Origin of the sequence: Chryseobacterium sp. SSA4.19 (assembly GCF_022601875.1) — a bacterium.
Lineage (GTDB): Bacteria > Bacteroidota > Bacteroidia > Flavobacteriales > Weeksellaceae > Chryseobacterium.
This window is the reverse complement of record NZ_JAKVIP010000010.1, coordinates 103,411-118,952: the sequence shown is the minus strand read 5'-3', so window position 1 is coordinate 118,952 and position 15,542 is coordinate 103,411. Positions and strand designations below refer to the sequence as shown.

Genomic DNA, 15,542 nt, shown 5'->3' with positions numbered 1-15,542 from the left:
AAATCAAATTTTGGGTATCTGTTTAGTATTCGTTTCTCTGTAAATACAAGTAATTTGCTTTTAATTATTCATGATTAACAGCGTGTGTATTTTTATTTTAGTTCGATGACCATTGAAGTTTTAGCCGGTACAGACAATGTATTGTGTAGTGAAAGGTCTCTGTCTGAAATAATTTCCCTGCCTTTTGAGAATCCGTTCAGCGACTCTGCAAAACGTTTCAGGTCTATAACCTGATCTTTTTCGTTGCTGTTCAATATTACCATTACACTTTCTTTATCATCATACCTGAAATAAACAAATACATTATCCTGAGGAATATAATTTTTGGTTTTGCCTGTATGAATTACGTCCTTGCTTTTTCTCCAGTTCAGTATTTTTTGGGTAAACTGATAGAATTCTTTCTGCTCCGCTGTCTGACCGGAAATATTAAAGGCATTCTGCGTATCTGATTTCCAGCCGCCCGGAAAATCCCTTCGGATATCCGCATCACCGCCTTTATTTTTATCTCCTCTCATCCCTATTTCAGAGCCATAATAGATCTGTGGTATTCCTCTGACCGTGGAAAGTAGCGTCAATCCCATTTTATACGCTTTTAGATCTCCATTGAAGATTTCATTCCATCTTTCGGTATCATGGTTTTCAAAGAAAACCAGCACATTATTGATATCCGGATAGAGAAAATCACTTGAAAGCACGTCGTAAATCCTCATCATTCCCGTATCCCAACCCTGCTTTTCGTTTAAGGCTTTGGGCATATTTCCGTACAGCATAAAATCCATCACGGAAGGAAGATTGGAATTATAGTTCGCTGCCTCTCCTGTTTTGGAATCTTTCTGCCAGGCTGAAATATGCCCGGCAGTGTTCAGCCAAGTTTCGCCTACGATATTGAATTTAGGATATTCATCGGTAATGGCTTTTGCCCATTTCGCCATAGCTTCCTTATCATTGTAAGGATACGTATCTACCCTGAATCCGCCAAGCTCGGCATATTCAATCCACCAGATGGCATTTTGAATCAGATATTGTAATACCAGAGGATTCTTCTGGTTAATATCAGGCATCGTAGTATCAAACCAGCCGTCCAGCGCAATTTTCTTATCAATGTCCGAAGCATTGGTGTCGAATTGGGCTGTAATTTTATAATTGGAACGCTTGAATCCTTTTTCACCATCACTGAAGCTGTGAATCCAGTCTTTTGTCGGCAGATCTTTAATGATCCAGTGTGAAATCCCCCAGTGGTTGGTCACATAATCCATTACCAGTTTCATATTCCTTTTATTGAGTTCCCGGGAAAGCTGACGGTAGTCTTCATTCGTTCCATAGCGGCCATCGATTTTATAGAGATCAGTCTGGGCATATCCGTGATAGGAATATATTTTTTCGTTGTCTTCATTTACAGGGGTCAGCCATACTGCCGTAGCACCGAGATTCTGAATATAGTCGATATTATTGATAATTCCTTTTAAGTCACCGCCATGTCTTCCATTGGCAAGATTCCGGTTTGCTTTTTCGGCAAGATCGGGTCTGGAATCATTCTTCTCATCACCGTTAGCAAAACGGTCCGGCATGATGAGGTACATCACATCTTTTGACGTGTAAGATTCGCGTGAAGCAGAGTCAGGATTTCTCTGTTTCAGTTCATAAATATAAGACCCTGTATTTTTTCTGTTCTTTTTTATATTGATTTTAAATTTCGAAACGTTGATTTCCTCGGTATTCACCGTTATGAAAACATAATTGGGATTCTCTACTTTCTTAATATCTTTAATCTGAACACCGTCAGACAGTTCAATTTCCTGACTTGCAATATCTTTTCCGTACACCAGAATCTGCAGTTCCGGGTTTTTCATTCCTTTCCACCAGAAAGCAGGCTCAACTTTTTCCAGAGTTCTGGATTGGGAAAAAGCTGTAGAGACAAATGAAAGCGCAAAAATTATATATATTTTTTTCATATTTTCTAAAGATACTCAAACAGATTATTATACTTCAACATCTGAGGCCTTTTTTGCTATTTTATTGGCCAGCCAGCTTACATAAAATAACTGGAAACTGTGATATATCATCACCGGAAGCAGAAACAGCACTTTCTGATCATCGGGAATCCCCAATACCAAAAGGAAAAGGCTGCCATGTACCAAAGACTTTTTGGAACCACAAAAAGTTGCTGTAATACGGTCTTCACGACTGAATCCCATTTTCTGAGAGATAAATTTCAGGATATGGTATATTGCAAAGAATAAAAATACTACACTGAATGCCAAAATTAAGAATATAAAAGATGGGACTGAAGCAAAAATATTTTCTGTAAAGGCAGTAGAAAAACTCTCATAAACAATTAACAGAATAATTAAACGGTCAAATTCCGCAATGACTGAAGAGTACCGCGTAACCCATTTTTTTAAAACAGGATTTAACAGAATTCCTAAAATAATTGGCAATAATACCTTAATGAGCAACTGCTGTACTATTTCACCCTGATCACCGGAGCCTTCGGCAGGAACCAGGAAAAAGCTCATGAGCAGCGGTGTCATCATAATGCCTATCAACCCGGAAATAGAAGCATTAAATATGGCAGATGTTACATTTCCTTTGGCAATAGATACCATTACTACAGAAGAGGAAACCGTAGAAGGCAGACAGGCCAGGAAAAATACGGACAGCCAGATATTAACATAACCGGAATCTTTCACAAAAGGATAAAACAGCAGGACCAGCAAAGGAAAGATTATAAAAGTACCTGACTGAATCAGCACATGCAGCTTCCAGTTGGTAATATCTTTCACCACTTCCTTTAAGTCCAACTTGAGGCCATACAGCAGGAAGATTGCGGCAATTCCCCAGTCTATAAAAGCAGAAAGATTAAAGTAAGAATTATAGGATTCACGGAATGGCACCACCCTCGCCATTAAAACCATTACCACCAACAAAATCAGGAACAGGTTTTGTTTGCTAAAAATTTTAGTCATCAACTTCATTAATCAGGAATAAATTATTTTTAAATAAAAAATCCTTAAACGCAAGAATGCTTTAAGGATTATAAAATTAAGGAATTTTTATTTTAAAGCCTTTTACTCTTTTTCAATATATCCGTCATTAAAAAGTTTATTAGGCTTTATATAAACCACATTGTTCTGAAAATCCATAAACACATTAAATCTTTTTAAGATTTCATTTCCCAGAATATTCATTTTTTGATCATGTAAAGGACGGCTTTCGTGAAGCAATTGGGCAGGAATATTTTTAAGATTATACCTTCCCAGACTTAATGATTCCAAATTGGCAGTGACTACAGGAATTTCATTTCCCTGGCCCCCCTTCATGATCACTTTTTTTATTATTTTCATCTGATCCGTAGGAAAATTCCGCTCCCTGAGTAAAGGTCCGTCCAGCATAACCGTACGCTGATATCCTGTGTCGAACAGAAACCAGTCTTTATTGGTTTTAGAGCCCTGCTTTATGGTTGTTTCGATGAGAAACATTTTATCTAAATATATTATATCAAGTGGCTGATACGTTTTGTCTTTTTTCACATAATCAGGGAGTCTTGAATGCACAACCATCATTCCTTGATCATAATTTAACTCCACCACCATTCCGTCAAACAGGTCCCAGCCAAATCTTCCGTCGGTTCCATGTCCGGATAGCTCAACCTGATAGATTCTGAAGCCGTCATATTTTTTGTTCCCGATAGACAGTACATTTACTCTTCCTTTGAGTTGTTCTTTAATTTTATCTTTTAACGTTTCGCGCGTAAGTGAAAGATTGTTACTGCCAGTATCAAAATTAAGAACCAGAGAATCTGTTTTATTAAGAAGTGTTTTTACAAAGATGGTATTCTGCCCATTGATCCCGAGACGAATACTATCGTGAAAAGGAGGATTCAAATTACTGAAATTTTTGGGAATCTGACTTTCAATTCTGGTAAGACAAGAATCTTTATCTTTAAGAATAATGATAAAATCTTTTTTCTCCCCTTGTTTCACGGTAATTCTGATGGAATCGATATCTGTTTTTATTTTTACGGTTCTGGTACCTTTGCTTATTTTTGTAACCGTGTATACATCAGGTTTTATAGAAGGATCGATATTCCAGTCCGTTTTCAGTCCGGTATCTTCTTCTAGAAAGATCGCCTTGGACGAATTAGCCTTTACCACAGGAAGCTTTTTTTGAGCCATAATCTGAAGGTACGAAATAGTTAAAAATAAAAAGGTGAAAATATATTTCATAGCGAATATGATTATATGAGAAACTTTCCGAGATAAATCATGACAATATCCAGTGATGTACTTCCCAGAGTGGATCCGTCATGGAAACAGTTATCGGTAGGAGCAATGTAAAAATGATGAGGTTTATGCTCTATTTTCAGCATAGGATAATCGGGAAACAGTTTCATGAAATAAGAAGTAATGTTTTTGTTGTTTACTTCGTTCTCTTTCAGGTCTATTTCTTTTTTTATCATATTATACGCTTGTATCATCGACAGATTCATTAGCAATAAATAACGCGATTCCTGTCCTAAATTAAATGTTATTCTGTTTCCGAATGTATGAGAATTATGCAGCGTCATATTTTTTGAGCTGTCTTTATGAACTCCAATAAACTGCAAATCATTGATGGAATATCCTGCCGGCATTCTTCTCTTATCAAGAGATACAATTTCACTGTTTGCATAATTGGTTGCGAGGCTCATAAATCGGAATGGAGCCAATGAAATACGCTGCAAAAATTCATTAATATGGATATTTATCTGGTCTACGAGTTCCTTATGCTGTCTGAATTTATTAAAGACTTCTTCTTCAGTAATGGATGTCCCAAGATCCAGCTCGGAAAAAAGGCTGCGGATATTCTCCGGCAATTCACCTGTAAATACAGAATTGTAGTCTTTTTTGTTCTTATGGTCTCCTATGATTATTTTATATTCCTCAGCATCAGGCGTACGCCAGTCCCGCTTTGGCAGGTAAGCTTCGGGCTCATATTGCTGTAAAAACTTTTCGCCTCTGAAAATAAATTCGTTGGACTCCTGTTGGGTATGATGGAGAACTCCTGAATTAATCTGAAGAGTTCCGCCATTATAATCTGAGTATATTTTGATTCCGGGTTTTAGTTTATTCATGGGATTCAGTATTTGTCAAATATTCCGACATAGACCATGGTGACGTCAAAACCTCTATTTCCGAGGGTCGTACCATCATGGATGAAATTATCGGTAGGGGCAATATAGTATTGATAAGGTTTAATTTCCAGTCTTAAAACAGGATATTCGGAATAGTGTTTAAAAAATTGCTCAACAATATTATCAGACGTTATTTTCTCTGAATATTTTTTTTGTATTTCACCATAAATCTGTCTCAAAGTTAAATTAACAAAATACAGATAACGTGATTCTTTGCTTATATTTATAGAAATCCGATTTTCTGATTTATGGGCAGTATGAGGAGTATAAAAGTCGCTTTTATCGATATGTAGACCCGTATATTTAAAAGTATTCTGCCCTATATGATGAAAGGTGGTGCTCTGCATATCGGGAAGGGACCTGGCAATTCGATGAAACTTATACTTTCTCTGCAAAGATTTCTCATCCAGAAAAACATTTAGTAAATCATTAATCTGTTTTGTGAGCTTTTCATTTTCCTGAAATTTCTTAGGAATATCAAAAAGAGATTCACAGTCATTGAGATCCAACTTTTCAAATAAATCCTGCAACTCTTCCGGAATGGCGCCCAAGCCAAGCGTATTAAATATTCTGCTGCCGGCATCTGCTGTAGAAACCTTTCTATATTCGGAATCTGTGAGACAGCGCCAGTCCATATTAGGCAAATAGGCATTGTTGTAATATTCAATTTCAGAATCTGTATTTTTAACAGGACCTACTCCCGAATTGATGCTGATCTGATTTTTTATATCCTGAATATGCCGATCGTATATTTTAATTCCTCTTCTTAAACTCATGCTAAACTGTAGGCTGATAATTTATCTTTAATATTCTTCTGAACAGAAACAGATCCTTTATTCTCAAGCTCTTCTACAATTTCGTGATACGAAACTCTGGTGAGAGCCATTTCTTTGCAAGCTTCATCAGACAAACTGTTTATCAGGTCATTTTGTATATAACTTACCAGCTTTATCATATCATGGCAGTAGATCGTAGGATTATCAAACCCATTCTCGTTGGAATATCTGTTGAGAAGAAAACCACCGCCGCATATTTCATAAATTGGGCAGTTAAGGCACTTTTCGTTAACCATCTGGTGAGAATTGATATATATATCAAACAATGGATCTTCCAGTACAGAGTCTATCTCGTGAGTATGAATGTTAATGTCATTTCTGGTAATTCCTTCGTAGCATGCTCTTATAGAATCTGCCACTTCCAGGTTTCCGTTTGTTTCCAGAATGGCTACCCCGTTTTTTTTCAGTCCGAGCATCTGATCCCCGACTTCTTCACCCGCAATAAGCTGAATCAATGTTTTAAAGAATCTCATATTGGGTCGTTCCGGATCATTTTTCCAGATGGCAAAGAGTTCAATCAGCCAATCCGCGTAAGGCGTATAATTGTTTGTATTTACTTTTTCTCTGATGATACCGTCCGGCAACTTGTCGAAATGTCCATCTGGTAGTAAAAGGTTAAAACTAAGAATATTGAGATCTTTAAATTCCTGATACAGTACCTGAGGACTGATATTTAGATTTGCAACGGATAATACGTTATGCATTCCTTTATCCAATCCGAGCTGTATGGCATTGCGGACCTCATCATAAGACCCTTTCCCATTGTGAAAAACACGATATTTATCGTGATATTCTTTGGGTCCGTCTATACTGACACCGACCCGGATGTTTAATTCCTTAAATAGATTATACCATTCTTCATCCAGACCTACACCGTTGGTTTGAAGGATAAATTCTAAATACGAATCACTGAGTTTTTCTCTGAATATTTTTATGCTTTCCCTGTAAAATTCTTTTGGATATAATAAAGGCTCACCGCCATGAAAAATAATCTGAAAGGATTTCAGTTCATATTCATCACTATAGCGTGACAGTTTTTCTGCGAATGTTTTCATCGTATCAAGTGACATGAATTTGGGTTGTTTGAGATAGGTTTTATCTCCCAAATTATACATGTAACAATACGAACAATTGAGATTGCATCTGCTTGCAACCTTCAGAACAAAAGAAGTAACCATATCTCTAATAATCAATAAAGTTCTTCGCTATTTGACCAGCGAAGAACTAAAGTTTTTAAAATCAAAAAATTAAGCTTTTAAAAATGGATCATACCTGTTGTAAGCAGCTGATGCACCTGAAATGGCTACTACATCACAGCTACCACCTCCCGGAGGTAATGTAATGACACCCCCTCCACCTGGAGCAACGCCTAAATTATTACTTCCTCCGAAAATAGATTTGTAAAGATCTACATTTTCTTTTTCAGAATTCTGGATTGATTTTTTTAGAATCTCTTTTTGTTCAAGATTACTCGTGATTTTAAATTTCTTTTTCATAAAGATGAGTTATTAATTTGTTATTTCACCAAATATAGAAAATTAAATTCACAGCAAAAAATAATTTTAAATAAAAATTTAATTATTTATTTGCTTAATTGATATAGCAAAACCACCGCTTCTCACCATTTTCATATTGATCCTGGATTTGCTGGTAATCTGTTTTTTATAGATATGATAGCTTTGCGGATTGTTGATGTAGTCTGCATCCTTCCCGTCTTCGTAGATAGTGGCTTCATACTTTTTACCTTTATCCAGGAATGAAAAATCCAGTTTGTAATCCCGTTTATTTTCATCGGTAATCCCACCAACAAACCAGTTTTCAGTACCTTTTGCTTTTCTCGCTGTAATCACATAATCTCCGGGTTCCGCAGATAAAATTTTCGTATCGTCCCAATCTGCTGCTACATCCTTAATAAACTGGAACGCATCCATATGTTTCTTATAGTTTTCAGGCAGATCGGCAGCCATCTGTAGCGGCATGTACATCGTTACGTACAGTGCCAGCTGTTTAGCCAGTGTAGTTTTTACAAAACGTTGATCTCCCGGGAAATAATAATCTAATTTAGTCTGGAAAATTCCCGGCGTATAATCCATAGAACCGCCCATCCATCGGGTAAACGGAAGAATGGTCTGGTGGTCCGGATTGTTTCCGCCAAATGCTTCATATTCGGTTCCACGTGCGGCTTCGGCAGAAATATAATTCGGATAGGTACGGCTTTCTCCTGTAGGACGTACCGATTCGTGGGAATTGACCATAATTTTATACTCGTTTGCTTTTTCCGCAATCCTGTAATAATGATTAATCATCCACTGTGAATAATGGTGCTCTCCTCTCGGAATTACATCTCCCACATATCCTGTTTTCACGGCATCATAACCATATTTATTCATTAGCTGGAATGCTTTATCAGACCATCTTTCATAGTTTGTTGCAGAACCTGAAGTTTCGTGGTGCATAATCAGCTTGATTCCTTTTGAGTGGGCATATTCATTCAGCATTTTAATATCAAAATCAGGATAGGGCGTAATAAAATCAAAAACATATTCCTTCGAACGTCCGAACCAGTCTTCCCAACCGATATTCCAGCCTTCGATCAATAATCCCTGAAAGCCGTTTTCCGCGGCGAAGTCGATGTATTCTTTAACTTTTGTATTATTAGCCCCATGTTTTCCGTTCGGAGTCAGCTTTGTAAAATCGGTTTGCCCCAGACGCACATTGGATTCCGGCTGACCGTACGCCCATTGTGATTTCCCGATGATCATTTCCCACCAGACTCCCATATATTTGGTTGGGTGAATGTAAGACGTATCGGTGTATTTTGTAGGTTCATTCAGGTTGAAAATCATTTTTGAATCCATTACCTCTTCCGCTTTCGGAGCTACGATAATGGTTCTCCAAGGTGTCACCATAGGAGTCTGCATATACCCTTTCGCTCCCTGACGGTCTGCCGTAAGGTGCGTTTTAAACTTAAAGTTCTGTGCGTCCACTTCCAGGTGTGAAGCCGGATAATCCAGGACTGCAGCTTCCGCAAGATTGATATATAAAGGTTCTTTGCCCTCTTTTTTAAGCATCAGCGGCGACTGAACCGCATTTTTGATCAGGGTTTGCGAAGCATTGGCATCAGCTGCCTTTGGCCATCGTGCCGGAATTTCGGAAATCTTGGTTTCCTGATACTGGTATTCCTGGGAATCGTAGTCGGCGACCATCCACCAGGCTTTCATATCGCTTGTCAGATCAATTTCAGAATCTTCTTCACGGATGACAAAGTAATTAAGGTTTTTCTGCTGCGGAAATTCATATCGGAAGCCCAGACCATCATTAAACAACCTGAATTTTACGACAATACTCCGGTCCGTTGTATCCTGATGTAAAGTAACCGCCAATTCATTATAATGGTTGATATAGTTTTTCTTTTCTCCCAGAACCGGCTGCCAGGTTTCGTTTTTGGCATCTCTTTTTTCTTCTGTTTTGGTAAAGCCGCTGTTTAAGTCGAATTTCGCATCTTCCGGCTTTGCAATCTCGGAAGCGAATTTGATGGAGGTATCTTTAAATAATCTCAATCCTAATTTGGAATCCTCCACCACAACATTTCCGTTGTATTTTAAATTATAAAACGGCACGCCTTGCTTCATCTGGAAATTCATTTCAAATTTCCCGTCCGGCGATTTTAAAGACTGGGCATTCAGTCCTGCAAACATCATAGAGAACAATACTGCCCCCATTGTAATTTTCTTCATAATGACTATGTATAAGTTTTTAAAAATAAAGAAACTGTTGCTGTAACGCAACAGTTTATATTGGTAATATTTTGACGTTTTCTTATAATTTTACTGCTGTGTAAACTAAATTTACTTCATCAAAACTTATTTTATATGTTCCAGCTATGCTAATTGGTATATTGGCACCACCTGCGTCCAAGGTTCCATTGTGTCCGTCATCTCCAAAGTTTGTTCCCCAATCATTATTAAGTCTGAATTTGATTTCTCCTACTGTCAATACAACAGTCACTTCCCATTTTTCTGTCATACTATTCCAAAGTAAATCTGTATCAGGATCGCTCCAACCATTTGGTGTCGCAGAACCGATGACCCCCCATGAATAAGGTACCAAAGTAAATTTGTTGGTATTCGTATTTACAGTTAATTTTTGATTTCCTGCATTTATTGCTTTCAGATCACTACCCCCATCATATATAAGGTCTGAATTATTATTCGTTCCATAACTGTGATCCCAGTTCTTCATCGGTGTAATTTTAAATCCGGAATTTGCAGATGTAAAATTAATATATCCTATATAAATACCATTGCTTGTGGCCGATTTCAAAGCTTGGGCTGTAGGCGGATCCCAATTTTGATAAGCACCCGGAGCATACATATAAGAAACCAGAGCATATGGATTTACCGATATTTTCTGGACTGAAGAATAAACAGGAACTCCTTGTCCTACCATAGTTTTCAACCTTATATCTACATCAGTAGCAACTCCGGTAGGCAATCCAAGATTTAACATTAAAGCGTTAAATTCAACAACCGTATAAGATTTAGACAATACCCCATTATTTAAACCTACTTCTTTTGGTTCAGAAAAATTAGTACCCGCAACTGCAAACTGTAATACATTGGTAATTTGTACGGCAGGAGTATATTGTGCAGGAGTAATAGTCAAAGTAATTGCAGTGTTATTTGCATTTGAACTGGATAAAGACAATGTAGTTGCACTTGTTTTAAGTGTAGGCTCTGATTTTAAAGACAAAATAGCCTGATCCTCATCTTTTTCGCAGGACCATACCATCATGATTGTGATAGCTGCAAAAAGAAATTTTATTATATTTTTCATTATTTAAAATTAAGAATTAATAACCCGGGTTCTGAGATAAATTAGAATTGAGATTCAGATATTTATTTGGAATAGGAAACAAAACCCTCGTTGAAGCAATTGATGAGCCATTTTGGATACCACCCTTCCACTGCCAGGTATAGCCGGAAACATAATGATTCAATCTAATTAAATCCTGTCGTCTTGTACCTTCCCAATACAATTCCTTCCCTCTTTCATTTAAGATAAATACTTCTTTAGCATCGGCTGTGGTAAGTGCATTAATATCTGATATTGTCAGGTTTACAATACCTGCTCTTGTTCTCAATGTATTGATATATCCTAAAGCTGTTGCGGTGCTTCCTTTTCCATTAACGATTGCCAATTCAGCATACATTAAATAAGCATCACCCATTCTGAACAAAGCAAAATCGGCATCTGCAAAAACTCCATCACTTCCATTTCCACCATTTGCCTGTTTATTAGAAAACTTAATCAATTTCGTTCCTTCTTCAAATTTAGAATAATCTGAAATGGCTGCAGGATCTGTACTTCCAGGTACTTTCATTACCCTAGCATCTGTCCCGGTAGACTGAATAAATTCCTGCCGGGTCCTGAAACCTGCCCAACCATCATTGACACCTAACGTAGCTCCTACAGGCTTAGTACAGCTTGCAAGAATTAGAAAAGTTGTTCCACCATAAGTTTTTGTTTTAATCCCATCAAAATTGATGGGAAAGATCGCTTCATCTTGTGCACCGTTAATGTTGTTATCTGCTTTAAATAAGTTAGCATAAGGTATTGTTGCAATTTTATAAGCTGAACCAATTACTTTCGTAATTTCAGTCAAAGCTTCAGTACTTTTATCTATGCCAGTATACACTTTTGCATTCTGATATAGTTTTGCTTTAAGCATCCATGCAGCAGCCTTATCTGCACGACCATACTCGTTGGTCTTAGGAGCTGCCAAATCTGCATCTATATCATTCAACTCTCCTATCAGATAGTTAAAAACATACTCTCTCGATTGCATTGGGGGTTTTATACCGGAACCAATAACTTCAGTTTCTGTTGCAAAAGGAACCTTCCCATAAATATCTATCGCGTGGTAGTAAGATAGAGCTCTTAAAAATCTTGCTTCAGCACGGAACGTTTTTATCTGGGCTTTTAAATTTTCAGCAACTCCTCTGGATGCAAGCTTATCATCGGTTGTTTCTCTTAAAAATTCATTTACCAAGCCTATCTGGAAAAATATTCTAGCAAAAAAAGCTTCATTGAATTTATTATCGGCATTCCAAGTATTGAAGTTTAAATCTCTGATACCAGGATTTTCAGATTCTCCCCACGCAATGATAGCTTCATCCGTCGTAAGTTCCTGTAATTGCCAATAACCCCTTATATATTGTGAAAAACCTTCATTTGGTCCTCCGTCTGCTTCCAATCCCAAATCTGAGTTTCCATTGGGGGATGTTTGTCCTGTTACTGCTAATCCGGCATAGATTTTCGCTAAGAACTGTTTATAAGATTCCGGATTGGCATAAAACTGTTCTAACGTATACAATTCATCATCATTCACCTTAACATCCAGATCATTAAGACAAGAAGTTGCTGACACCAGAAATATACTTGCAATAGCCAGTGTTCTTAATTTTACTATATTTAATTTCATTTTTTCCTAATTTAAAAGTTAGCATTGATACCTAAAGTAAACATTCTTGCTCTCGGGTATATTGAAGAGTCCCTTCCATCATTGAATACTTCCGGATCCAGGTTCTTATATTTCGTAATAATAAGCACATTATTTACACCTGTGTAAAATCTAATGGAACCATTATTTTTTAATAAATTATTAAAAGTATATCCTAAGGTAATATTATCCAATTTTACAAAACTTCCGTTTTTCACATAATAGTCAGATTCTTTATTGGTAAATCTAAAAGTAGTGTTACTAAAGTCTACAGGAGCATTATTAATAGTGCCGTCTACCGTATTGTTGATATTTCCCAACTGCGCCCTGTCCGCAGAAATCTGATCATACACATAATTCCCTATACTTGCTCTCCACGCCATCGAAAAGTCAATGTGTTTTCCAAAAGTCGCATTGGTCATAAAGCCCATTGTAACGTCTGCTTGTGGTTTTTTATAGATATATTTATCTGCGGAAGTTATTACACCATCATTATTTCTATCGACATAAGCACCTTCTATCGGTTTCCCATTACTATCATAAACCTGTTGATATACATTGAAGGCAAAGGGAGAATACCCGGTAGTGAATGTTTGTACAAATCCTCCAAGACCTACACCACCTTTATCAATATTATCTGTTTCTAACTCCTTAATTTTTATATTATTGTAAGTTGCGTTATAATTGAAATTCAGGGTGAAATTTTCCTTTTTAACAGCCTTTACATCTAAACCTAATTCAACACCTTTAGATTGCAATCTACCGATATTCTTAGGACCAATAATCCTCAAATTTTCCAAAGGTCCTTCAGGTACAATAGAAAGTAGATCTTTAGTATCTGCCAAATAAAAATCCAATGTACCAGTGACCCTGTTCTTAGCAAATCCAAAATCTAATCCCAGATTATATTTCAAACTTTCTTCCCATTTCAAATTTTGATTATATCCATTTGGCTTTGCGATCTGATAAAAAGTGTTTCCGAACTGATAAAATAAGGTGGAAGAAACGTTATAGGTTTTAAAATAATCATATCTGTAATCTCCTATGTCTTGCTGACCCGTTTTACCAATACTTGCTCTTAGTTTAAGATCAGATACAGCAGAGTTTCCTTTTAAGAAACTTTCTTCAGAGATTTTCCACGCTGCAGCAACTCCTCCAAAGTTACCCCATCTGTTTTCTTTACTAAAACGGGACGAACCATCTCTCCTGTAATTTACGGTAAGTAAATATTTACCAGCATATCCTAAGTTCAATCTACCAAAAAATGCCTGCAAATTAACATCTGGTTTTGAATCAGGATTGTAAAAATTGTTTACGGGGTCCAGAGTATATAAAAAGATATTACCACTTGAAAAACTTGTTTTATGATAGTTTTGATACTCATATCCTCCCATTATGTCGAAATTGAATTCACCAAGTGTTTTACCGTAATTCAACTGTACATTAGCATTTTTATTCAAAAGGCTTTCACCAGAGTAAGATTCTGAACCATAATAGTCAAAAGTATTTTTAACAGAGTAATACCCGTTTCTAGAATATTTATTTGTTGTTACACGGCCATCCAATTCCTTACTGTCCAAACCTGCGTTGGCAATCAATCTTAAATCAGGTAAAAAATGAAATTTATATTCCATATTTACATTTCCAAAAAATCTTTTGAAATTTTGAATATCATGCTTATTTCTTAATTGTGCTACAGGGTTAGCAACACCATTTGGATTGTAGGTGCCTGTAGTAGAATTGAAATTACCTCCGCTATTTTCATAGTATCCATCGCCATAAATAGAATTGTTGTCGTAAACAGATTGAGTAGGATTCATGGAAAGTGCATTGCCAATAGCTCCTTCTTCAGCATTATTCTTAAAAGTATAAGAATAAGTACCAGTAATATTGAATTTTAAGTGATCATCAAAAAAACTTGGGCTAATAGCTATATTGCCTGTCGTTCTCTGAAAACCTGATGTTATTAATAATCCGTCATTATCTAAATGATCTACAGAAAAACGGGTTGGTACCTTCCCAAATAAACTCCCCGAAACAGAGGCATTAATGTCATTGGTTACAGAAGTTCTGAAGATTTCGTCCTGCCAATCTGTATTAGCCGTTCCTAGTTGAGATGCTTTACCGGGTACATATTGATTAATCAAAGCCCTAAACTCATTACCATTATATACTTTAATTTTTTTTGCTAAGGTATTGACTGTAGTAAAAGCATTTAATGAAACTCTTAGCCTTTTGCTGCCTTTTTTGGTAGTTATCAATAAAACTCCATTAGATCCTCTGGATCCATAAATTGCAGTGGAAGCAGCATCTTTTAATATGGAAAAAGATTCTATGTCATTTGGATTAATGGTAGATAAAGAAACTCCATCCAAAGGTAAACCATCTACAACCAACAAAGGCTCGTTACTTGCATTCAAAGAAGAACCTCCCCTTACTCTAATTATCGGTTCACTTCCAGGTGTACCAGATTGAGTGATTACTACTCCAGCAGCACGACCGTTAATAAGCCCTTCCGCAGTTGGCACAGCACCTCTGTTAAAATCAGCTGTTGACAAAGCAGTAATCGATCCCGTCAAATCAGTTTTCTTTTGCTTTCCATATCCAATCAAAACCACCTCTTCGATTTTTTTCTCTTTGGTGGTAGAGTCTGTCTGCGCATTCACCATGGCACTTGCCAATAGAAAGGCAGGCGCAATTTTTAATACCGTTGTAAAATTCTTCACAAAATTATTTTTATATAGTTTCTGTTATCATATATAGCATCATGCTACATTTGCAATTTAACAAAAAAATAGAATTATGTTAATTTTATTATAATTTAAGATAAAATTGTGTAGATTATGAGCCCTATCATATTAACATTTTATTTTTCAGACGATTAACATAAAACATGTATTGCATAATATGATATTAAATTAATAATTAGTTAAACATTTGTTTAACTTAATATCATACCCTATAGCAGCAATAGACTAAAAAGCTGAGAAATTTGAAGCAAAATAATTCCGGAGATAATCCTTATCTTTGC

The 15,542-nt window shown here is 36.5% G+C and carries 11 protein-coding genes; all 11 read right to left on the bottom strand.

What is annotated here, in order from left to right:
* Positions 1-92: 92 nt before the first annotated feature.
* Positions 93-1,952 (bottom strand): glycoside hydrolase family 13 protein, encoded by a 1,860-nt coding sequence (locus tag MKJ01_RS09105; RefSeq protein WP_241614345.1) that lies wholly within the window; start codon positions 1,950-1,952, stop codon positions 93-95.
* A gap of 27 nt (positions 1,953-1,979) precedes the next feature.
* The gene (locus MKJ01_RS09100; protein WP_241614344.1) at positions 1,980-2,966 is read right to left on the bottom strand and encodes a bile acid:sodium symporter family protein; all 987 of its coding nucleotides are present in this window, start codon (positions 2,964-2,966) and stop codon (positions 1,980-1,982) included.
* Between the two features lie 102 nt (positions 2,967-3,068).
* Entirely contained in the window at positions 3,069-4,226 is a 1,158-nt protein-coding gene (locus MKJ01_RS09095; protein WP_241614343.1) for a hypothetical protein, read from the bottom strand.
* 11 nt (positions 4,227-4,237) lie between these two features.
* Positions 4,238-5,113 carry a hypothetical protein gene (locus tag MKJ01_RS09090; protein ID WP_241614341.1) on the bottom strand — a complete coding sequence of 292 codons (876 nt, stop codon included), beginning with the start codon at positions 5,111-5,113 and terminating at the stop codon, positions 4,238-4,240.
* A 5-nt stretch (positions 5,114-5,118) separates the two neighbouring features.
* Positions 5,119-5,949 carry a hypothetical protein gene (locus MKJ01_RS09085; protein ID WP_241614340.1) on the bottom strand — a complete coding sequence of 277 codons (831 nt, stop codon included), beginning with the start codon at positions 5,947-5,949 and terminating at the stop codon, positions 5,119-5,121.
* The gene (locus MKJ01_RS09080) at positions 5,946-7,187 is read right to left on the bottom strand and encodes a radical SAM protein (RefSeq protein WP_302850481.1); all 1,242 of its coding nucleotides are present in this window, start codon (positions 7,185-7,187) and stop codon (positions 5,946-5,948) included. Before MKJ01_RS09080 ends, MKJ01_RS09085 begins: the two co-directional genes overlap by 4 nt.
* A 69-nt stretch (positions 7,188-7,256) precedes the next feature.
* The gene (locus MKJ01_RS09075; protein ID WP_241614338.1) at positions 7,257-7,505 is read right to left on the bottom strand and encodes a hypothetical protein; all 249 of its coding nucleotides are present in this window, start codon (positions 7,503-7,505) and stop codon (positions 7,257-7,259) included.
* Between the two features lie 78 nt (positions 7,506-7,583).
* Entirely contained in the window at positions 7,584-9,746 is a 2,163-nt protein-coding gene (locus MKJ01_RS09070; RefSeq protein WP_241614337.1) for a glycoside hydrolase family 97 protein, read from the bottom strand.
* 82 nt (positions 9,747-9,828) lie between these two features.
* The gene (locus MKJ01_RS09065; protein WP_241614336.1) at positions 9,829-10,845 is read right to left on the bottom strand and encodes a SusE domain-containing protein; all 1,017 of its coding nucleotides are present in this window, start codon (positions 10,843-10,845) and stop codon (positions 9,829-9,831) included.
* A 16-nt stretch (positions 10,846-10,861) separates the two neighbouring features.
* On the bottom strand, positions 10,862-12,493 hold the full coding sequence (locus tag MKJ01_RS09060; protein ID WP_241614335.1) for a RagB/SusD family nutrient uptake outer membrane protein: 1,632 nt from the start codon (positions 12,491-12,493) through the stop codon (positions 10,862-10,864).
* 11 nt (positions 12,494-12,504) lie between these two features.
* Entirely contained in the window at positions 12,505-15,237 is a 2,733-nt protein-coding gene (locus MKJ01_RS09055) for a SusC/RagA family TonB-linked outer membrane protein (RefSeq protein WP_241614334.1), read from the bottom strand.
* Between the last annotated feature and the right edge of the window lie 305 nt (positions 15,238-15,542).